Genomic DNA, 20,775 nt, shown 5'->3' on the forward strand with positions numbered 1-20,775 from the left:
ACTGTCGAGTTACGACAAAGAACGAGTGTCGAGTCGCGACGACCGACTGTCGATTACGTCAGCAGTTGGTCGGCAGTTCTGACGCGCACACTGACTGGTTTCTTCACGTACTCGCCGGTCGAGCGTGCGACGACGTCTCCGACCCCACGCTGGGCCGCGATGTCGATGAGTTTCTGACTCGCTTCGCCGTCGACGACGACGAGTCGCGGCACCGGGTCGGCGTCTTCGAGCGTGTCGTAAATCTTCTCGACAGCGACTTCGTCGAGGAGGGCAAGGTCGGCGTCGAGGAGCCGAGCGAGCCCGCTTTCGTCGGTGATCGTCTCGCGGACGTGGTCCGAGAGCGACAGCGTCTGTTGAACTGGCTCTGCTGCTTCGGCAACTGCTTCGACGCTCGACTCACTGAACACGTCGGTGTCGGTGCTCAGTTCGTCTTCGGTGTCTGCGTGGACCGTCTTCTTGACGGTGACAGTGCCGTTGTTGTCGGAACTCGTCTCGGTCACAGTGTCGGTGGGAACGTCTGCGGATGGAGTCGGCGACGGTTCAGTCGTCGGCGACTCCTGACGAGGGTCCGGCGAAACACCACCGGTGCCGCTGGCGTCGGCAACTGCCGACTGGAAGTCCTCGTCGTCCGGCAGTGACGAGAACGGCACTTTGTTTCGAAGCGCACGGATGACCGCGCTTCGACCGAGGTCCTCGACGGACTCGTCTTCGGGTGCGAAGGCGACGTAATCGACGTCACCGACCTGCGAGAGTTCGCGGAGGATGAGTTCGCCGCCCCTGTCACCGTCGAGGAACGCCGTTACAGTGCGCTCCTGCGTGAGTGCCGCCACGTCCTCGGGGATGTTCGTCCCTTCGACGGCGACGGCGTTCTTGATACCGTATCGGAGGAGTGTTAGCACGTCTGCGCGCCCTTCGACGACGATGATGGCGTCTGAGTCGGCCACCCGCGGTCCCGCCGGCAGGCCGTGATACTCGGTGATGTCTTCGACGCGAACGCTCTCTTTGACCTCTTCGAGAATCTCAGTCGAGGTCATCACGGTGTCGTCGAACGACTCCGTGAGTAGTTCTTTGGCGCGTTCGACGACCATCCGGCGTTTGGCCTCGCGCACGTCTTCGATGTTCGTGACTTCGATGGCCGCCTGACACGGGCCGACGCGCGTGAGCGTCTCCAGTGAGGCGGCGAGGATGGCCGTCTCGACCTTGTCGAGACTACTCGCGATGGTCATCTGACCGAACGAGTGGCCGTTTTCTGAGTCTACCTGTACGTCTATCCGACCGACTTTCGATGACTGTTGGAGGTCACGGAGGTCGAGGTCGTCGCCGAGGAGGCCCTCTGTCTGTCCGAAGACGGCCCCGACTACGTCGCTCCGTTCGACGACCCCGTCGGCGGAGATGGAAGCGTGAATGAGATATTTTGCAGTGTCGTCCATTGGTGAAATCCTCCCGAGGGAGGGAATGATGTGGTGATAGTGATGCTGTCATGGGTGAAACCCACGGACGTGTTTATATAAGACGGGGGCGAGGGAAATATCTATCGTGGCCGACGAATCGAACGAAGGCGGGAGTCAGTCTCGGTTTTGGGTTTCGGCCTGGTTCTCCGCTAGTTCTCACCACGAAGCGCGGTAATCGTCGCTCCCGATGTCCGGCAGAACTCCGCTGGGTCTTCTGGGTCGTCGTGTTCGACGATGACCCACTCGACGAACCCCTCTCGGGCGACTGCGAGGCAGTCGTCGATATCGACCTCGCCGTCACCGAGCGCGACGGGGTGGCCACCGAGTTCGGCGTCAGCGTCGAGGACGACGTCTTTCAGGTGGACGAACGGTGTCCGGTCGGCGTAGCGTTCGAGGTAGTCTGTCGGGTCGTACCCGGCCGCCAGAATCCACGCCACGTCGAGTTCGAATCCGATTCCAGATTCCGCTGCTAATCGGTCGAGCGCTGGTTCGCCTGCCACCGTGTGGAGTTCGTGGTTGTGGTTGTGGTAGAGGAGTCTGAATCCTCGGTCGTCACACCGTGCCGTCAGGTCGTCGAGTCGATGGGCCGTCTTTTCTACCGTGTCGGCGTCGGCGAAGTCCTCCGGTGGGAGGTAGGGGACGACGAGCGTCTCCACACCGAGTGACTCGTATCGCTCACAGACTGCATCGAGGTCGGATTCGAGCTCTTCGATAGGCACGTGCGCAGAGGATGCCGTGACTCCGGTGTCGCCGAGGGCCGCTTTCGTCTGGTCGGTGTCGTCGACGCCTGCGAACTCGACGCCGTCGAACCCGGCGTCTGCAGCACGTTCTACCAACGACGCGGTCGATTCGCCGAGCTTCCGAAGTGAGTAGAGCTGGATTCCAACGTCCATACGTGTCGACTCGGTATCACGGATGGAAATTGTTCCGGGTTCGGTGAAGTGTCGTTCCGGGTTTGATGAAGAACTGTTCTGGATTCGGTGAATATCGCCCTGCCGCCACGAGCCAATTGTTGTAAAACCGACAACATTTGCTATTATCCTCTCTGTATGGTAGAGCACGGAAATTCGATGGCAATATATGAAGACTATTTTTCTTCGATAAGGCGCAACGTAGGTCAATAGAGTAAGATTTACGTTCTACAGTCAACTATCGTCTCCAGAGATGCCGAGAACGCGTACCGACTACCTCTGGATTGTGGCGTTCGCAATCCTCGTGACGTTCGCAGTCCCGTGGTTCCTCTGGGGAGATAGCCGTGTCTTCGCCGGCCTTCCGCTGTGGCTCTGGTGGCACATCGGGTGGATGGGACTGACTGCTGTAGTATTCCACCTGTTCACTCGACGGGCGTGGGACGACGGAATCGTCGAGGGGGTCCACTGATGGTCTCTGCACTCGGAATCCAACTCGGCGTCGTCGGCGCCTACCTCGTGGTTGCGCTCGCCGTTGGGTTACTCGCATACCGTCTCACGAGCAGAAATGCCGAAGACTACTACCTCGCAGGACGCTCTATCGGAACGGTCGTCTTGCTGTTTACCACGTTCGCGACCCTCCTGTCTGCGTTTACGTTCTTCGGCGGGCCTGACCTCGCGTACCGTGCTGGCCCCGAGTGGATTCTCGTGATGGGCGTCATGGACGGCGTCCTGTTCGCCATCCTCTGGTACGTCGTCGGCTACAAACAGTGGCTTATCGGGAAGGCTCACGGCTACGTCACGCTCGGTGAAATGCTCGGCGACCGATTCGGGTCGAAGCGACTTCGCGCCCTCGTCGCCGGTATCAGCCTCTTTTGGCTGTTCCCGTACGTGATGCTCCAGCAGATGGGTGCCGGTGAAGCCATCGTCGGCCTGACGAACGGAATCGTTCCCTACTGGGCCGGTGCCGCAGGCATCACGGTGTTCATGATTGCCTACGTCGTCATCGCAGGTCTTCGTGGTGTCGCCTGGACTGACACGCTTCAGGGTCTGTTCATGCTCGGCGTCGTCTGGCTCGCTGTCGGATGGATTGCGACTGCGGCAGGTGGCCCGAGTGCGCTCTCGAACGCGCTCGCGACCAACAAACCCGAGTTCCTCGCACTCGGCGGGGGTCTCTACTCGCCGCAGTTCATCATCTCGACGGCAATCACGATTGCCTTCGGCGTGGCGATGTTTCCGCAGATCAACCAGCGGTTCTTCGTCGCGAAGTCTGCCGCAGTTCTCAAGCGCTCGTTCGCCCTGTGGCCCGTTCTGGTCGTCTTGCTGTTCGTTCCCGCGTTCATCCTCGGCACGTGGGCCGCCGGTCTCGGTGTCTCCGTTCCAGAGGGCGCGAACGTCCTTCCGGTCCTCCTCAACGAGTACACGCCCGTCTGGTTCGCCGCCCTCGTCGTCGCCGGCGCGATGGCTGCGATGATGTCGTCGTCTGACTCGATGCTGCTCTCCGGGTCGTCGTACTTCACGCGTGACCTCTACCGCCCATTCGTCGATGCGTCGCTGAGCGAAGACCGTGAGGCGTGGATTGCCCGTCTCGGCGTCGCACTCTTTGCGACGCTGACGTTCGTCGCCAGTCTGTTCCGACCCGGCACGCTCATCGAAGTCGGCGATACGGCCTTCGGTGGGTTCGCACAGATGGCGCTTCCCGTCATCATCGCACTCTACTGGGCGAAGACGAACCGCGCGGGGATGTTCGCTGGCATCCTCGGCGGGCAGGTGTTCTACCTCGCGCACGTCTTCATCCCCTCGTTCGACGTTGCCGGCGTCACGCTCCTCGGACCGACGTACCTCACGTGGGATTTCGCTCTCTGGGGGATGGCGCTGTCTGCCATCTTGACGCTCGGTGTCTCCACGTTGACCGCGACTGCTCCCGAGGAGAACCAGCGACGGTTCTCTGAGGGGCTGCGTGCCGACTGAGGCAACTGACCGTTCGACCGCACCATCCGCTGTCACCCTCGTCTGAGGTATCCGCTGTCGCTTCCGATGACCCATCCGTCGCCGCCTCCGACCGAGGCGAGGTTTATTCCGTTGTATCACGATGTTCGAGACATGCCAGAAGAAGTGCTGTTCAAATCTGAAAGCCGGCAGAGCCGAGCGGAAATCGCGTCGTACCTCCGCGCAATTGCCGACAAACTCGACGCAGGCGAGCCAATCACGCTGAAAGCCGGGTCGCAGTCGGTGACGATGGACCCACCGACGTCGCCGACGTTCGAAGTGAAAGCCGAACGCGAAGGCCCCGCCGGCAAACCCGGAGAACTGAGCGTCGAGTTCGAACTGGAGTGGGACGAAGACGGTGGCAACGGCGGCAACGGCGGCGATCTACAGATCGAGTGACCGGTCTGCGCTGCCTCCGAGAAGATACATTTTTGACACGACTCCGACTCTTCCCTACGCATGCGTATTCGACCGATTACTCGAGACGAAATCACCGAACTCGTCGACGACTTGTGGCTTCCGTTCGCCGGAGAGATGGGCGACATCGACGAGTACGACGCACTGGCCGAGGACGTAGACGTCCGCGCCGAAGCACTCGACTATCGACGGACGCAACTCGACGACGACGAGACGCAGACGTTCGTCGCCGTCAGCGACGACGAACTCGTCGGCTATACGACCGTCGCGTACTCGGAGTCCCCGCCGGTGTTCGCCCGCGATTCGGGTGCGAAGGTGAAGGACCTCTACGTCGCACCGGAGGCCCGAGGTGAGGGGCTCGGCACATCGCTTCTCGAACGCGCACACGAGTGGGGGCGTGACCGTGGGTGTGCTCGTATCTCACTGAGTGTCCACGCTCGCAACGATGCCGCCCGGTCGTGTTACGAGTCGATGGGGTACGAGACACGATACGTGAAGATGGACCGGCCGTTGTGAACAGAGACGTCGTGAAACGCTGTCGAGATAGTGCACACCCAGACGGTTCCACCGGCGTTCGACCACCAAACCCGAACCCTCAAATCTCCCCACACTAATCCCCGGACATGAACGAGTCGGGTCATCAAGTGCTGCTGGAGCAAGCCGTGCTCCGGCGCCGGATGGACGACGGAACCGTCCCCGAATGGGCGGGACAGCACTACGAGACGTTTCGTGAGACGATGCTCAGCGACAACGACGGCGCACCGTTCCCGTGTTACTTCGGCATCGAATCCGAGCGAAACGGCGACGCACTCTACACCTTCGTCGATTCGATGACCGACAAAGACGCCTTACTCGCCCTTCGCGACACTCTCGTCGAGTATCTCGACGTCTACCGCGACTATTCTGAGGCAGCATCGCTCGTCGCCTTCTTCAAACCGCCCGAAGAGGACCTAACGGAGGCTGAGTACCACGAACACCTCTGGCATATCCTCCAGTTCCTCCACGTCCACGACCCCGAACCGTGGCCCGAGGACATCCCGACCGACCCCGACGACTCGACGTGGGAGTTCTCCTTCGGCGGCGAACCCATCTTCCCGACGACGCGCGCTCCGTTCTACGACGACCGCGTGAGTCGGTACTGCCCGTGGGGGCTCGAAATCACGTTCCAACCCCGGTCGTTGTTCGACGGCATCACTGCCGATACCGAGGCCGGACAGACGGCCCGCGAAGTCATCCAGGGTCGCATCGAAGCCTACGACGGCGTCTGCCCCCACGCTGACCTCGGTGACTGGGGTGTCGATGGTGACCGCGAGTGGCCGCAGTACATGTTCTCGTCGGACGAAACACAGGCTCCTGACGAGTGTCCGATTCGTATCTCGCGTGAACACCCGAAAGTTCCCATCGCGTCGGCGACCAGCGCTCAGCGGGTGGCGGACGACTGATGACCGACGTCGAACTTCCCGAAGACGCAGTGCTCGTCTGTATCGACATGCAAGTCGGGTTCGACGACGACGCGTGGGGGACCCGAAACAACCCTGAGATGGAAGCACGCGTCGCGGAGCTACTGGAGGCGTGGCGCGACGCTGACGCCCCCATCGTGCACGTCCGACACGACTCGACAGAATCGAACTCCCCACTTCGGGGTGACGGTGAAGGATTCGACTGGAAACCCGAAGCAACCCCCGAAGACGGAGAAGTCGTCTTCACCAAACGCGTCAACAGCGGGTTCATCGGGACCGACCTCGAATCGTGGCTGCGTGACCGCGACTACACGACGCTCGTCGTCTGCGGACTCACGACTGACCACTGCGTCTCGACGACGACTCGGATGGCAGAGAATCTGGGATTCGACGTGTATCTGGTCGAAGACGCGGCTGCGACGTTCGACCGAGAAGGACACGACGGAACGAAGTACAGTGCAGACGAGATGCACCGGACGGCCCTGGCGCACCTGAACGGCGAGTTCGCGACAGTGGTCGAGGTGGCGGACGTACTCGACGCACGAGGTGTCTAAGCGTGCTCTCGCGGGAGTCGCCGGTGTGAGATGGGGACGGCGGAGTAACCAAAACCAGTTATCGTCTCCGTCCTTGGCTCCAAATTCTAGTTACGCAAATACATTTATTCTTCGCCCAGAATCCGTGTTGTATGGGTGCGACGTTCCCGTATAGACAACGCCTCTCCCCTGAATTTTCGTGGAACGAGTTCACGGGGGCGGTAGGAGATTCGGTTACAGTCCTGCCTCTCGTCGTCGCACTCTCGGTCCTGACGGATCTCTCGCTGACGTTCGTCCTCCTCTGGTTCGGTGTCTTTCAGGTCGTCTGGGGGCTCTACTACGCAGCCCCGATGTCCGTTGAACCGATGAAAGCGCTGGCAGCGCTGGTCCTCGCTGGGACGGTTTCGACTGCCGAAGCACTCGTCGCCGGCCTCACACTCGGCGTCGTCTTACTCGGTATCGGCCGAACCAACTCCCTCGCACGTGTGAGCCAGTACATCGGCGCGCCCGTCGTCCGCGGCGTCCAGTTCGGCGTCGCTCTCGTCTTGCTCGAAACCGGGCTGCAACTCGGTCTGTCGAACCCCGGATTGGCCGGCATCGCCGCCGTCGTCGCCGTCGTCGCAATCGCTCTCGGCCGGTGGAAGGCGAGTGCACTCGCAGTGCTCCTCGTCGGCGGTGGCGTCGCCGTGTTCCACACCGGCGTTCCATCGCCGACGCTTCCCTCGATGGAGGGCCTCTTCCTCGTCGATATCTCGGGTCTTTCCATGCCGGCGTTCGAAGCGGCGTCCGCCCAGATTGCGATGACCGTCGGTAACGCCGCGTTGGCCACGTCGGTGCTGATGACCGACTACTTTGACCGGGACATTTCGGCCGACGAACTTGCAACGAGTATGGGCGTGATGAACCTCGCTGCCGTTCCCTTCGGCGCGTTCCCGATGTGCCACGGAAGCGGCGGCGTCGCCGGCAAGTACGCCTTCGGCGCTCGAACCGCCGCGGCGAACGTGATTCTCGGCGTGGGGTATCTGCTCGTCGCCCTCGTCGCCGTCGAACTCGTCGCAGCCTATCCGCTGGCGATGCTCGGCGTGGTGCTGGCGATTATCGCGCTGCAACTCGCCCGGACGAGCATTCGAGCGACTGAGGAGTACGTCCTGGTCGCCGGGATTGGTGTTCTGGGGGTTGTTGTGAATCTGGGTGTGGCGTTCGTTGTGGGAATCGTGGTGTGGATGGTGTGGGAGCGGGTGGATGCCGGGGGCTCACTGGCCCGGTTCAGTTGGTCGGATTGATAAACGACCGCCGCGACGTACCACGTATGCAGACGCACATCGTTCCCGTCGGGTTCGACTACGACCGACTCATCGCGCCACTCATCCGCGATCAGTTGGATGTCGACCGCGTCATCCTCCTCGAAGGGGCTGTCGGGAGCGAGGCGAACGTCGAGTACTCGAAGAACCTCTCTGGCAAGTTGGAGAAGGACTTCGAGAACCTCCTCGGCGCGGAGACAGAGCGCGTCGTCGTCGACGACGTGTACGACTACGACGCCGCCTTCGAGCAAGCCTACGACCTCATCAACGCGGAACTCGACGCCGACGACGAGTCGCGAGCCGACGGCGAGGAACCCGGCGAGGTGTGGGTGAACGTGAGCGCCATGCCGCGCCCGGTCTCCTTCGCCTTCGCTACCGCCGCCCACTCCATCATGGTCGAGCGTCAGGCCGACCGAGAGCGCATCCACACCTACTACACCGCCCCGGAGAAGTATCTGGAGACCGAACTGGCCGAAGAACTCCGAACCGGGCGCGACCTGCTCGCCGACATCCTCGAATCCGGCGAAATCGACGAAGACCGTATTCGAGAACGTCTCGACGTGTCTTCGGACCTCCTTTCGGAGTTCGACGAACGCGGGACGACCATCGGTGCGAAACAAATCGGCAAGCGCCACATCGTCGAACTCCCCGTCGCCTCCTTCTCGAACGTCAAACCCTTCGAAGAGGTCATTCTCTTCAAACTCGGCGAACACGGCGAGTTCGGGTCGGTGTCGGAACTCGCGGAGGCATTGGCCCGCGAGATGAACGAAGAGTACACCGACTCGTTCCGGTCGAAGGTCATCTACAACGTTGACCGCCTCGGCCCCGGCGGGAAAGGCTACATCGAACAGCGAGAGGTCGGAAAGTCCTACCGGACGCGACTCTCCCGTATCGGGGAGTTGTGGGTCCGCGCCCACGCCGATAGCGACGAGTAGAGCCAAGTGACCGAGAGTAGAGCCAGTGACCGACGGGGTGGTGTGACCGAAGGCTGGTGTGACCGAAGGCTGGTGTGACCAAAGGCTGGTGTGAGTGCGAGTCGTGTACCTGACTCGTGGGTGACAACACGACTCTCTGCGGTCTGGTTGTGGATTTGTATTTGACACCGAAGTGACATCCAATGACGTTCTTGCTCGCCGTAGTCGAGGCGTAGACAGTCTCGAGTGGTTCTGGACTACCGAAACCAGAATTGACAGATTGTCTGTTCTTCTATAGTACGAGTCAACTGTTCGAAACGTATATATCAAAATATTCAGATAAATAATCAGAAATGATTATCCCCCATTGCGTGGTATCCTCTAGCAACCATGCCACTATACATGGACGTACACAGAAACGTGACGGGGAGTGCCAGGGACGTTGCAGAAGCGCATCGCGCCGACCTGGAGACGCAAGGCAAGTACGGTGTCGATTATAAAAGCTACTGGGTGGACGAGAAAGACGGAGCGGTCTTCTGCCTGTTCGAGGCACCAAACAAAGAAGCCGGTGCCAAGGTTCACGAAGAGGCTCACGGACTCGTCGCTGACGAGATATTCGAGGTCGAACAAGGCGAGTAATCTGAGCGGTACTCGCTTCGAGACGTGATTTTTTGGGTCGCTGTTCTGGTGGGACGCTGTCGGTCTCTGTGGTCGTTCGACTCCCGCAGACGTGATGGGCTCGTCAGTTGTGACCGGTTGTCGCGATGGTGTGGAAGTGAGCACGTGTACGCATGAGCACGTGAACGAGTGAGCGAACTCCAGTATCTGTGCAGTCTGGTCGCCCATCTGTATATGAATCTATGGAAGTGGTGTGTCAACGTTGCCCACGCGCGCATTCCTTAATGCTGTCACCGACTCAGTCCGTACTGGGCGAACCGAACGCAGCGTCGCCGACTGTGTACCCCCTGCGTAGTGCGGCGACGACGCCAGTAACCGGTTGCCCGTCCTGTACACTGTCTCCTCTCTCCCTGTACCATTTTCCTGCTCAGAAGTCGAGACCCGACGGGTCGTCACCCGGTTCAAGCGGACTCACAGCGAGGTCTGCCGGTGGGTCCGGAAGGTTGTAGCCACTCGGGGCAACGTCGTTCGGTCCGTCGGGGTAGAACACCGACGCGAGCAGTTGGATGTGGTCGCGGCCGACGTCGAGTTCGAACTGTCCGCCACCGTACAGTGAGATGCTTCGCTCGTCGGCGTACTCGATGGTATCGAAGAGCGATTCGACGGTGCCGAACCGTGAGGGCTTGATGTTCAGCCACGACGGTTCGAACGGGAGTTCGTCGACGGATTCGACGCCCGTAATCGGATAGTCCCAGGAGACACGTCCTTCGTGACCGTCGAACAGCGGTCGTGTCTCGTCGGTGAACGCCGGGTCTTCGATAACTGCCTCTGAAAAGCCATTGATGACTCGGTCGTAGAGTTCCAGGTCTGGGGCCTGGTCGACGTCTGTGCCCTCGTACATGCCCTTCAGGTCGAGAATTCTGACACAGTCGTAGTCGGCGAGTGTGGTGACGAGCGCGTCGTCCCACTCGGAGGTGGGGTCGAGTTTGAACTGGCAGTCCGGGTCGTGGTCGAGGAGCATCTCTACGCGCTCGGCAGACGGCGGGTCACCGAGACGAGTGCTCACGACGAACCGAACCGGGTCGCGTTCGCGGCCAACTGCGGTGGCGAGGTCAGTGTCGTTCTGGCGGAGTGCGAGGTCCAAGCCCGCAGATTCGAGCGCCCACCGGCGGTAGTGTCTGGACGTCTCGCGCTCGGGGTCTTTCGTCGGAAAGAGGTTCACGTCGTCGAGTGACGCCGAGAAGTCAGCAAACGAGTCGTATCTCCCTTCGAGACCGAACACGTCGTCCGAAACCTCGGCGAGTGCGTCGTGGTCTTCTGCGTCGTAGGTCACGTCTTCGCCCTGGCCACGCTCACCGTCGCCGGAGAGCGAGAAGAGCGTCGTCTTCCGGAGGAATCCGCTCGACGTGTCGCTTTCACGGCGGGTCGTCGAGACGGTGTCGACGGTGAGCGGGAGGTGTGCCACTCGGTCGAAGATGGTCATCGAGACACAGATTGGGAACGGCGAGGCAAAAGGGTACGTCCCGGGGTGGTGTGAGCGTCGGGAGACGAAGCAGGTCCGGCTTAGACTGCGCCCCGTTCGACTTTCTCGACTCGTGTCGCAAACGCGAGGAACGTCGCCGTCAACGTCAACACCACGGCACCAGCGGCGGCGAGTTCGTGCGCTGGGGCAACGTGCTGGACGACGCTCTCGACGATTGGTTCGGCCGGGATGAGCGTGTGGTGTGGCGTGCCGACGAGTGGAACGAAGTAATCGACCAGGTCGTTGAAGCCGTACCAGACGACGGCGACGAAGATGGCGAGTGTCGGGAATTTCGCGTAGCGCTGGATGAGAAACGCCTCGACGACCATCGCGAGGTGGCTCCAGAAGAGGAAGTTGTACATCGCCCAGTGGAGATACGAGAAGTCGCTCTTGAACGCGAGCAGGACGTACGGCGTCCACAGACCGAGTTTGAGGCAGCCAAAGAACGCGAGGGCGTTGAGGTACTCGTTCGACCGGCCGAGTTTCCAGAGGGCGAGCGAGAGCGCGATAAAGAGCGTCGCGACGGGGCTGTCGGGGACGAACGGCCACATCACGACGGGTTCGATGCTGAACTGAAAGCCGTAGTACCAAAAGCCGAAGGCGGTGCCGACGAGGTTGATGACGACGACCACCCACGCGATGTTGAGTCCGAAGTTCTCCAACCACTCGGGGAGTGGGTTGAGCCATCGCGGGAGGTCAGTCGTCGCGGGGAGGGTGCCGTCGTCGAACAGTTGTCTGGGGTCGTCGAGTAGTCGGCGTAATCGCGTCACCGCGTCCATACTCAGGCGAAAGTGTGGGGGAGTGAAAGCGGTGCCGGTCTCACCCATGAGATGCGCTGCCAAGTGAGAACTGGTGACGGTCGGAAGAGATTACTTAAGTGTACCCAGTCGCAAGCCACGAATATGCCTGAGGAGACCGACCTCGAGGAACTTCGGCGTGGGACTGAACTGGTCAAGCGCGGGTTCGCACAGATGCAGAAAGGTGGCGTCATCATGGACGTCGTCAACGCAGAGCAGGCGAAGATTGCAGAGGAAGCCGGCGCAGTCGCCGTCATGTCGCTCGAAGCGGTCCCTGCGGACATCCGCAAGCGCGGCGGTGTCTCTCGGATGGCCGACCCCGAGTTGGTCAAAGAGATTATCGACGCCGTTTCCATCCCGGTGATGGGGAAAGCGCGTATCGGCCACTACACCGAAGCCCAGATTCTCGAATCCGTCGGCGTCGACATGGTAGACGAGAGTGAGGTGCTCACGCCCGCGGACAACGAGTACCACATCGACAAGCGCGAGTTCACCGCGCCGTTCGTCTGCGGCGCACGGAACCTCCCCGAAGCACTCCGCCGTATCCACGAGGGTGCTGCGATGATTCGGACGAAGGGTGAGGCCGGCACGGGCGACGTGAATCAAGCGGTCACCCACCAGCGCACCATCAAGAACCAGATTCGCACGCTCACCGGTCTGAACTTCGACGAGCGCGAGAAGTGGGCCCGCGAACACGAAGCGCCTGCCGAACTCGTCCACGAGACGGCCGAAATGGGCCGTCTGCCCGTCGTCAACTTCGCTGCTGGTGGTATCGCGACGCCCGCCGACGCCGCACTCATGATGTACCACGAGTGCGACGGCATCTTCGTCGGGTCCGGTATCTTCGGTGCCGAAGACCCAGAGAAGATGGGCAAAGCAATCGTCGAGGCAGTCAACAACTGGGACGACCCAGAGAAACTCGCCGAGATCGCCTCCGGCATCGGCAAGGGCATGAAAGGCGAAGCGAACGTCGACATGCCCGAAGAGAAGAAGATGCAGGGTCGCGGCGTCTAAATAGCGGTCTACTCGACCACGCTGTTCTCGTTTTTCCGCTTTCTGCCGTCGAACTGGGAGCAGGCTGCTCGACAGTTGGTCAAAAGAACGTGCCGTATCGGTGATGATGGTGGTGGTTGCGGTGGTGTGGGTTCTTTGGAACGGATGCGTCGCCCAGAGACGCGCTTACGCGACTGTTTTCGCTTTCTTCTTCGAGTCAGTGTCGGCATCGTCGTCGGTGTCTTCACCGAGAAGGACCGTCACCGGTCCGTCGAAGTTGAGCAGCAGCGTCTGTGTCAGGTCTCGGGAGAGGAGTTTGCCGGTGGGCGAGCGGCGACGACCAGAGACGAACAGGTGGTCGCACGCTTCCCACTGGGCGGTTTCGAGGACCGTCTCGACGATCGGGCCCACGTCGGCGATGATGCGGTAATCCACGTCGAGGCCGTCGAACGCTGCGTTGGCTTTCCGTCTGGCTTTCCGTGTCGCTGACTCGAGTGCCTGGTCGAGTCCGTAGACGACGTCTGCCGACCCCACGCTCGCGAGGGCCGAACGCGTCCGTTCGAAGTCCTCTTCGGGGAGGATTGTGAGGACGATGAGTTCGGCCCCGCTTCCGGCGGCGAGTTCACCGGCCTCACGCAGGATTCGATTCGACTGTGCTTCTGGGGGGACGACGACGAGTGCTCGCTTCATGATTTGAAATTATCGCGTATGTGAGAAAAGTCTTCTCGGAATCGTGATAGCACACACCATGTGGATTCGTTACGTTGCCTCAGACGTTGAAATACGGGCAATCTGGGCGCATGGTAACTGTTCGCAAGAACGCTCAGATATCGAATACTTCCGCGCCTCTGCCGACACGAGTCTTGTAGGCGCGAGCAGAAACTCCGGCCTCGTCGAACGCTTCTATCATCGCAGCGGCGACGCGGGTCCGGACATGTGCGCCGCACACAGCGAGTATCGCCGGCCCGGCACCAGAGACGGTGACGCCGTCAGCACCTGCGTCGAGTGCGGCGGTTCGAACGTCGTCGTATCCGGTGATGAGCTCCGCGCGGGCCGGGGTGACGATTCGTTCGTCCATTCCCGCACCGACGAGTTTCGGGTCGCGGCGACACATCCCCACAGCGAGCGTCGCTGCTCGTCCGACAGTGTGGACGAGTTCTTCCATACTCGCGGTCTCCGGGACGACGCGGCGGGCGTCGCGCGTCGAGACGGCGATTTCGGGGAGACAGGCGACGAGCGGGATGTCGGCATCGACGGTCGTGACTCCCTCGGGAGTTGCGACGGTAAACCCGCCGAGAAGCGAGGGGGCGACGTTGTCGGCGTGAGCCTCACCGGAGACGACTGCTTCGCCTTCTGCGGCGATTGGGACGAGTTCTTCGAGGGAGAGTCCACGGTCGTACAGTTCGTTCAACGCGAGCGCGGCACCGGCGGAACTCGCGGCGGACGACCCGAGACCCGACGACGGGCGGACGCCCTTGTCGATACGGATGTGTGCCGGGGCGTCGAGTGCCTCGGCGACGGCACCGACGACGTTTTTGTCCGGGTCAGTCGGGATGTACTGGCTGCCGACACCGGTGACTTCGATTGTCGTGCGGTCCGCTCGCTCGACGTGAACGACGTCGGCTGGGCGGTCGAGGGCCACACCGAAGACGTCGAACCCACTTCCGAGATTGGCGCTCGTGGCGGGTGCACGGACCGTAACCATGCCCCGCAGTTGCCGTATCGCGGATAAAAATGTGGCGAACGGTGCTGCAGTGCAGTCTCAGTCGGTTGTTACGCCCATTCGGTCGTGGGACGTGTTCGTCGCCGGAGACAGCCCAATCACAAAGGACTTTCCGACGCCCAGCGAACCCCGGTCTATGATAGGCATCGTCGGCGGCGGCATCGCAGGCCTCGCCGCGGCGCACCGACTCCGGAAACGGGGTCACGACGTTCGAGTCTTCGAGGCAGCAGACTCACTCGGGGGTCTTGCAGCGACCTACGAGACGAACGGTGACGACATCGAGAAATACTACCACCATCTCTCGAAGTCCGAAGAGACTATCGTCGAACTCGCCGACGAACTCGGCCTCGGCGACGAACTGGAGTGGCGTATCGGCAAGAACGCCTACTACGTCGATGGCGTCGTCCACCCGCTGGATACGGCGTGGCAGATAGCGGCGTATCCGCATATGAGTCTCTACGATAAGTTCCGCCTCGGCATGCTCACACTCGGTATCGACGTTCGCGGCGGAGTTCCTGACTTCGACGCCTACGAGGAACTCGCAGAGTACGAACACACGCCAATCGAGGACTTCGTGGTCGAACACACGACGCGCGGCGTCTACGACAACTTCGTGGACCCGCTTCTCGACGGCAAGTTCGGCGAGCGAAAACACGACGTGTCGGCGGCGTGGTTCCTCGGGCGCGTCCGCTTCCGTGGCGAGCGTGACCTGCTTCGCGGCGAACTCCTCGGCTACTTCGACGGCGGGTTCGCACCACTCATCGACGCCCTCGTGGATGCTGTCGGCCGGGAGAACATCCAGACCGGGTCTCGCGTGACTGCACTCGACACCGACGGCGACGAAGTGGGTTCCATCACCGTCGAGACCGACGACGGAACCGAAGTCCACGAGGTCGATTCGGTCGTCGTCGCGGCGATGCCGAACGTCCTCGAAGACCTGACGGGATTCGAGTGCGACATCGACTTCCAGGGCGCCGTCTGCGGACTCGCGACCATGTCCGAGTCGCTGATGGACACCTACTGGCTCAACATCGCCCACGACGCGCCCTTCGGCTCGCTCATCGAGCACACGAACTTCGTCCCGCCCGAGAAGTACGGCGGCGACCACCTGCTCTACGTCGCGAGTTACGTCCAGGGCCCAGAGGAAGACCTCTGGCAGATGAGCGACGAGGAAGTCGAAGCCGTCTGGTTCGACGAAATCGAAGACATGTTCCCCGAATTCGACCGCTCCGTGGTCGAGGACTTCAGAATCGCCCGCAACCCGCGTGCTGGACCAGTGTACGAACGCGGCTATCTCGACCTCGTGATACCGTACGACCTCGCCGACGACGTTGCCGACGGCGTCTACTACGCGGGGATGGCCTCTGAAGCACAGTACCCAGAGCGTTCGCTCAACGGTGGTATCGTCGCCGGGTACGAAGTCGCCGACCGCATCGACGAGCGTTCCTGAACCGAGATAGACGTTCCCAAAAACCCCACTGAATTGATAATAATAGCATTTTGATGAGACGGTCTATATAGTCAGCAGCAACGCAGTCTAGTTTAAATCGGCCTTATCCCGTGACACAGTGTATCGTGTATCATGGGGGATAAGAACACCCTCCACATCTGTCGGGAATGTGGAATCGTGATGGCGACTGCATCGACTACAGCACCGAGAAAATGCCGGGTCTGTGGGGCGGCTAACTTCTCGGAACTGGACAGACCGCCGAAACTCCGGTCTGTCCGCTGACTCGGTTTTTGGTCTGGTTCGTGTGTCATCGTGAGCCACGCTTCCCGGCAATCTACTGCGTATCCGTAACCCCTTTTGCCGCCACTGACTGACCAGTCAGTTAGTGAGTGCAGACACAGACCACTCGGTCCCCGCCGAGGTCCACGAGACGTTGATGCAGGCGACCTATCGGGCCCTGTGTACCGAGGGGTACGCCGACCTGACGATGCAGCGAATCGCCGACGAGGCGGGGAAGAGCAAGTCGCTTCTCCACTACCATTACGGGACGAAACGCGAACTGCTCGTCTCGTTTCTCGCCTACTTGCTCCAGCGTTTCGAAGAGAAAGTCGAAGCGACCGAGGACGACGCACCAGAGGAGCGTCTCCGGTTCCTCCTCGACAAGATGTGCCCTCCAGCGGACGACGACGGCGATTACGACCGCTTTGGACTCGCACTGATGGAACTCCGGGTACAGGCCCCTCACGACGAGGCGTACCGTGAGCAGGTCGCGCGGAACGAAGTTGCCATCCGCGAGCGATTTGCAGATATCATCCGTGACGGCATCGACGACGGGACGTTCCGGGAGGTCGACCCCGACCGCACCGCATCGCTTCTCTTTGCGGCGCTGGATGGGGCACGACTCCAGCGAGTCGTCGTCTCCGGAGTGGACTCGGACGATTCGCACGGACCCGCACACGACACTCCTGCAGACGTTCGTGCCGCCCTCGAAACGTTCGTCGTCGCCGACCTGCTCGCAGACGACAGTGACACGACGGAGGCCAGCACGTGAGCGCCCGCGACGTCAACCTCACCGAGGGTGACCTGCTCAAACCGCTGTTGACGCTGTCGATTCCTATCGTCCTCTCGCAACTCATGCAGGTCGGCTACAACCTCGCGGACACCTTCTGGGTGGGCCGCGTCGGTGAAGAAGCAGTCTCGGCGCTGTCGTTTTCGTGGCCGCTGGTCTTCCTCATGATCTCCATCGGTGGTGGGTTCACCGTCGCTGGAACCGTCCTCGTCGCGCAGAACAAGGGCGCTGGCAACCACGACAGAGTCGACCACGTCGCCGGCCAGACCATCGCGTTCGTCACGCTCCTGTCGGTGTTCTTCTCTGCAGTTGGCTACATCCTCGCGCCGGTGATGCTACCGCTCATCGGGACGACACCGGGTACGGAAGTTCACAACCTGGCCGTCGACTACACCCGAACCATCTTCCTCGGCGTCTACTTCATGTTCGGCTTCTTCATCTTTCAGGCGCTCTTGCGCGGGTGGGGAGACACGCGGACGCCGATGTTTCTCATGGCGTTCGGCGTCGCCATCAACGTCGTCATCGACCCGTTTCTCATCCTCGGGTTCAACGCCAACCCGATATTCGGACTGCTCGGTCTGGACGCCCTCCAGTCGCAACTCTTCGCGGCCACGGGGTTCACCGGATTCGGCGTGCAAGGTGCCGCTATCGCGACCGTGTTCTCGCGGGGGCTCGGCGCTCTCGCCGGGTTTTTCCTCTTGTTTTCGGGACGGGTCGGCATCCAGCTCTCGCCGCGTGACCTCGTCCTCAAAGCAGAGACGGTTCGGAAAATCGTCAAAATTGGCGCACCGACGAGTGTCGAGCAGTCGACTCGCGCCCTCGGTGTGACCGCATTGACTGCCCTCGTCGCCTTCGCCGGAGCCAAAACGGTCGGTGTTGACACCTCCGCGGCAGTCGCGGCGTTCGGTATCGGAATCCGCCTCAACTCGCTCGTCTTCCTGCCGGCGATTGGTCTCCAGCAGGGTATCGAGACTGTGGTCGGCCAGAACCTCGGCGCGGAGAAACCGGACCGCGCAGAGCGCGGTGTCCACCTCGGTGCTGGCCTCATCACCGGTGCGCTCGTCTTCGTCTCGGCGGGCGCGTACGCCTTCGCAGAACCGATATTCTCGGTGTTCATCCCCGGCGAACCGAACGTCATCGCAATCGGCGTGGACTTCCTCCGAATCGTCGCGCCGACGTACATCTTCCTCGGTATCTTCCGGGTCGTCTCCGGCGGCTTCCGCGGCAGTGGGTCGACCCGAACGGCGATGATTTTCACCCTCCTCTCGCTGTGGGTGTTCCGCATTCCACCCGCCTACTTCCTCGTCGAATACGGCGGCATGGGCGTCTCGGGCGTCTGGTGGGCAATCGCGCTCTCGAGCGTGATTTCGGCGGTCCTCGCCTACGCGTGGTTCCTGCGCGGCACGTGGAAAGACAACGTCGTCGACTCGCCACGGATGGCGGCAGCAGCAGACGACTGAAGAATATGGGCCGGCCGACTATCGAACGAACGGTTTCAGGCCGTCTCTTCGTCCACGTCCTGTAATCCGGGGGCCGATTTCACGTCGACGTCTTCCGGTTCCTCCGCACCGCCGACGCCGACGTCGCCGGTCTCGTCTTCGACGTACACGTCGTCGGCGAAGCCACCCTCTGCGTGTGGGTGGTCTGGGTTGTCCAACTTCTCCAACGTCGCGGGCGCGTCGGGAATCTCGATGGTTCGGAACTCACCGAGTGGGTTCGCGATGTCGATGTCGTAGCGCTCGAAGAACTCCTCGTAGCGCTCGTAGTGTGCTTCGAGTTCGTCCGCGGGGAACTCCATCATCTCGGTCCAGCCGTGGTTGTAGAAGTCGAAGTTGGCCTGAATGTGGGTTATCTCGCGGGCCTCTGCTTCGGGGAACCCGGCGTCGAGTGCCGCCAGATACGTGTCGAACGTACACTCGAAGAACGCAGCCATGTGGGCCTCGCGCGCGTCACGGTGGGCGGGGTCGGCACGGTCGCCGAAGATGCGAACGTGAAGGTCGACCATCTTCTCGGTGGCGATGTCACCGATGACCGGCATGGTGAGCGCCTTCTTCGTCGCAAAGTGGCGAATGTTCTGACGAATCTTCATTCAGTCGGCGGCTTAGGGTCGGATATACGTAAAGACCACGCCCACGGCGGGTACTGAACGAAATTTCACGACCGATTTTATTATCGCTCGTTCACAAGTTTCGGCCATGAGCGACTCCGTTTCCGCCCGCGAGCAGTCTGTCCTCGACTGCGACGACTGTCTCGCTCCTGCCGATGCGTTCGCAATCGTCGCTGACGAGACTCGATTGGAAATCCTCGAAGCGCTGTGGGAGTCTCCCGACCGCCCTGTTCCGTTTTCTGACCTCCGACGGCGCGTCGGCGTCGACGACAGCGCCCGGTTCAACTACCACCTCGGGAAACTCCGCGGGCAGTTCGTCCGGAAGACGGACGACGGGTACGACTTCAGACACGCTGGCGAGAAAGTCGTCCGCGCCGTGCTGGCCGGGACGTTCAACGAAGACCCAGTCCTGCCGGCGTTTCCTGCGCCGGGGACGTGCGTCGCGTGCGACGGCCCGCTCGAAGCAGCGTACGCCAACGAGAAACTCACGCTCGGATGCGCCGATTGCGGGCGCGTTCACGCGCACGACGAGTTCCCGCCGGGCGGCCTTCAGGGACGTTCGACGGAGGCACTCCTCTCGGCGTTCGACCAGCGAGTGCGACACCTCCACTGTCTCGCTGCCGACGGCGTCTGCCCCGAGTGTGGTGGGACGACGACGACATCGCTGACCCGTGAGACTGGGCGATACGAACTCGATGTCGTCGTGAGCCATCGCTGTGCCCAGTGTGCCTACGAGGCGCTCTCACCCGTTGGACTGGTCTTACTCGACGAACCGACGACGCTCGGATTCCTCTCGTCGCGTGGTGACGACGTGTGCGGAACGCCGTTCTGGCAGTTCCCGTGGGTCGTCGGCAACGACGCGCTCACCGTCGTCGACGACGACCCGTGGCACATTACCGTCCGTATCGAACACGGTTCGGACGCGCTCGTCGTCGAACTCGACGAATCACTGACGCCTGTCGATTCTCACGTCGAAACAGTCAGAGAGATTGCATAAATTCGGTACGGTAAGCCGCCTTACAAAAATATCATTCTGCTTACCCTTTTGGTGTCGGGCGTCCTCTCATTAACTGAGGAACACGACAATGACCCACGACACCACATTCGGTCTGCTGAACCCACTGGCCGCCCGCCCCGGCCGAACGCTGACGTTCGTCGAGACGGTTTTCGTCTCAGTTTCGACGGTCGCTGGTATCCTCGCGGCGACGTTTGCAGCGACGTTGGTCGCCCCAGTCGCCCCGAGTCTCGCCCTCGCGACGTTCTTCGTCGCGTTACCAGCCGGGATCGTCGCCACAGGGGTGGTGCTTCGAACTGGCCGGCGAACAGTCACGCGAAGCGGAATTCCTGCGACTGTCAGAGAGATGCGCCGGCGCGTTCGGACTCCAGAACGCGTCGCTGCAGACGGTGGCACTCCCGAGGAAACGGCGTGTAACTGCTAGAAACCCCCGTTTGGTCCGGTTTCCTCTCTCTTCTCGCCGGTCGTCTAGCTGTAAACAATCATGAGAGAGATAGCAATCCACATT

22 protein-coding genes and 1 pseudogene are annotated in these 20,775 nt (G+C 61.4%); 16 read left to right on the plus strand and 7 right to left on the minus strand.

Annotated elements, in window-relative coordinates; genetic code table 11:
• Positions 1-53: 53 nt before the first annotated feature.
• Both dnaG and ACK3SC_RS12755 read right to left on the minus strand, forming a co-directional pair.
• Positions 54-1,430 carry a DNA primase DnaG gene (dnaG, locus tag ACK3SC_RS12750; protein WP_416840569.1) on the minus strand — a complete coding sequence of 459 codons (1,377 nt, stop codon included), beginning with the start codon at positions 1,428-1,430 and terminating at the stop codon, positions 54-56.
• Positions 1,431-1,600: 170 nt separating this feature from the next.
• Positions 1,601-2,344, minus strand: a complete 744-nt coding sequence (locus tag ACK3SC_RS12755) for a sugar phosphate isomerase/epimerase family protein (RefSeq protein ID WP_416840570.1) — start codon at positions 2,342-2,344, stop codon at positions 1,601-1,603.
• A gap of 271 nt (positions 2,345-2,615) precedes the next feature.
• Here ACK3SC_RS12755 and ACK3SC_RS12760 point away from each other — a divergent pair, with 271 nt between their 5' ends.
• From ACK3SC_RS12760 to ACK3SC_RS12805, 10 genes and pseudogenes are all read left to right on the plus strand, one after another.
• Positions 2,616-2,831, plus strand: a complete 216-nt coding sequence (locus ACK3SC_RS12760; protein WP_416840571.1) for a DUF3311 domain-containing protein — start codon at positions 2,616-2,618, stop codon at positions 2,829-2,831.
• A complete protein-coding gene (locus tag ACK3SC_RS12765) occupies positions 2,831-4,330 on the plus strand; it encodes a sodium:solute symporter family protein (protein ID WP_416840572.1) in 1,500 nt (499 codons plus the stop codon). Before ACK3SC_RS12760 ends, ACK3SC_RS12765 begins: the two co-directional genes overlap by 1 nt.
• Before the next feature lie 132 nt (positions 4,331-4,462).
• The gene (locus ACK3SC_RS12770; RefSeq protein WP_416840573.1) at positions 4,463-4,747 is read left to right on the plus strand and encodes an amphi-Trp domain-containing protein; all 285 of its coding nucleotides are present in this window, start codon (positions 4,463-4,465) and stop codon (positions 4,745-4,747) included.
• 60 nt (positions 4,748-4,807) lie between these two features.
• On the plus strand, positions 4,808-5,281 hold the full coding sequence (locus tag ACK3SC_RS12775) for a GNAT family N-acetyltransferase (RefSeq protein WP_416840574.1): 474 nt from the start codon (positions 4,808-4,810) through the stop codon (positions 5,279-5,281).
• A 107-nt stretch (positions 5,282-5,388) separates the two neighbouring features.
• Positions 5,389-6,207, plus strand: coding sequence for a YqcI/YcgG family protein (locus ACK3SC_RS12780; RefSeq protein ID WP_416840575.1), 819 nt, complete (start codon positions 5,389-5,391; stop codon positions 6,205-6,207).
• A complete protein-coding gene (locus ACK3SC_RS12785) occupies positions 6,207-6,779 on the plus strand; it encodes a cysteine hydrolase family protein (protein WP_416840576.1) in 573 nt (190 codons plus the stop codon). The genes ACK3SC_RS12780 and ACK3SC_RS12785 overlap by 1 nt, the downstream gene beginning before the upstream one ends.
• 131 nt (positions 6,780-6,910) lie before the next feature.
• Entirely contained in the window at positions 6,911-8,041 is a 1,131-nt protein-coding gene (locus tag ACK3SC_RS12790; RefSeq protein WP_416840577.1) for a putative sulfate/molybdate transporter, read from the plus strand.
• A 26-nt stretch (positions 8,042-8,067) separates the two neighbouring features.
• Positions 8,068-8,994, plus strand: coding sequence for a DUF6293 family protein (locus ACK3SC_RS12795; RefSeq protein ID WP_416840578.1), 927 nt, complete (start codon positions 8,068-8,070; stop codon positions 8,992-8,994).
• Positions 8,995-9,363: 369 nt separating this feature from the next.
• Positions 9,364-9,612, plus strand: coding sequence for a DUF4242 domain-containing protein (locus ACK3SC_RS12800; RefSeq protein ID WP_416840579.1), 249 nt, complete (start codon positions 9,364-9,366; stop codon positions 9,610-9,612).
• 26 nt (positions 9,613-9,638) lie between these two features.
• Positions 9,639-9,707: pseudogene (locus ACK3SC_RS12805) on the plus strand (hypothetical protein); the annotation flags it as partial.
• Positions 9,708-10,018: 311 nt separating this feature from the next.
• Here ACK3SC_RS12805 and ACK3SC_RS12810 read toward each other — a convergent pair.
• Both ACK3SC_RS12810 and ACK3SC_RS12815 read right to left on the minus strand, forming a co-directional pair.
• The gene (locus ACK3SC_RS12810; RefSeq protein WP_416840580.1) at positions 10,019-11,074 is read right to left on the minus strand and encodes a hypothetical protein; all 1,056 of its coding nucleotides are present in this window, start codon (positions 11,072-11,074) and stop codon (positions 10,019-10,021) included.
• An 80-nt stretch (positions 11,075-11,154) separates the two neighbouring features.
• Positions 11,155-11,892 (minus strand): DUF1405 domain-containing protein, encoded by a 738-nt coding sequence (locus ACK3SC_RS12815; RefSeq protein WP_416840581.1) that lies wholly within the window; start codon positions 11,890-11,892, stop codon positions 11,155-11,157.
• Positions 11,893-12,015: 123 nt separating this feature from the next.
• Here ACK3SC_RS12815 and pdxS point away from each other — a divergent pair, with 123 nt between their 5' ends.
• Entirely contained in the window at positions 12,016-12,924 is a 909-nt protein-coding gene (gene pdxS, locus ACK3SC_RS12820) for a pyridoxal 5'-phosphate synthase lyase subunit PdxS (protein ID WP_416840582.1), read from the plus strand.
• Between the two features lie 165 nt (positions 12,925-13,089).
• Here the strand turns inward: pdxS and ACK3SC_RS12825 are convergent, their stop codons facing one another.
• Entirely contained in the window at positions 13,090-13,593 is a 504-nt protein-coding gene (locus ACK3SC_RS12825) for a universal stress protein (RefSeq protein ID WP_416840583.1), read from the minus strand.
• 133 nt (positions 13,594-13,726) lie between these two features.
• Positions 13,727-14,608 (minus strand): homoserine kinase, encoded by an 882-nt coding sequence (locus ACK3SC_RS12830; RefSeq protein WP_416840584.1) that lies wholly within the window; start codon positions 14,606-14,608, stop codon positions 13,727-13,729.
• A gap of 154 nt (positions 14,609-14,762) precedes the next feature.
• On the opposite strand from ACK3SC_RS12830, the gene ACK3SC_RS12835 reads away from it, so the two are divergent.
• From ACK3SC_RS12835 to ACK3SC_RS12845, 3 genes are all read left to right on the plus strand, one after another.
• Positions 14,763-16,076: an NAD(P)/FAD-dependent oxidoreductase gene (locus ACK3SC_RS12835; RefSeq protein WP_416840585.1), complete on the plus strand. Its 1,314-nt coding sequence runs from the start codon at positions 14,763-14,765 to the stop codon at positions 16,074-16,076.
• Positions 16,077-16,461: 385 nt separating this feature from the next.
• Entirely contained in the window at positions 16,462-17,127 is a 666-nt protein-coding gene (locus ACK3SC_RS12840; RefSeq protein ID WP_416840586.1) for a TetR/AcrR family transcriptional regulator, read from the plus strand.
• Complete coding sequence (locus ACK3SC_RS12845) at positions 17,124-18,605, plus strand: MATE family efflux transporter (RefSeq protein ID WP_416840587.1); 1,482 nt, start codon at positions 17,124-17,126, stop codon at positions 18,603-18,605. The genes ACK3SC_RS12840 and ACK3SC_RS12845 overlap by 4 nt, the downstream gene beginning before the upstream one ends.
• A 35-nt stretch (positions 18,606-18,640) precedes the next feature.
• Here ACK3SC_RS12845 and ACK3SC_RS12850 read toward each other — a convergent pair whose 3' ends face one another.
• On the minus strand, positions 18,641-19,234 hold the full coding sequence (locus ACK3SC_RS12850; RefSeq protein ID WP_416840588.1) for a DUF6149 family protein: 594 nt from the start codon (positions 19,232-19,234) through the stop codon (positions 18,641-18,643).
• A 106-nt stretch (positions 19,235-19,340) separates the two neighbouring features.
• Between ACK3SC_RS12850 and ACK3SC_RS12855 the strand changes: the two genes are divergently transcribed.
• Both ACK3SC_RS12855 and ACK3SC_RS12860 read left to right on the plus strand, forming a co-directional pair.
• Positions 19,341-20,249, plus strand: a complete 909-nt coding sequence (locus ACK3SC_RS12855) for a winged helix-turn-helix domain-containing protein (protein ID WP_416840589.1) — start codon at positions 19,341-19,343, stop codon at positions 20,247-20,249.
• 88 nt (positions 20,250-20,337) lie between these two features.
• A complete protein-coding gene (locus ACK3SC_RS12860) occupies positions 20,338-20,691 on the plus strand; it encodes a hypothetical protein (protein WP_416840590.1) in 354 nt (117 codons plus the stop codon).
• The last annotated feature ends 84 nt before the right edge of the window (positions 20,692-20,775 follow it).

Origin of the sequence: Haloferax sp. DFSO52 (assembly GCF_048158745.1) — an archaeon.
Taxonomy (GTDB): domain Archaea; phylum Halobacteriota; class Halobacteria; order Halobacteriales; family Haloferacaceae; genus Haloferax.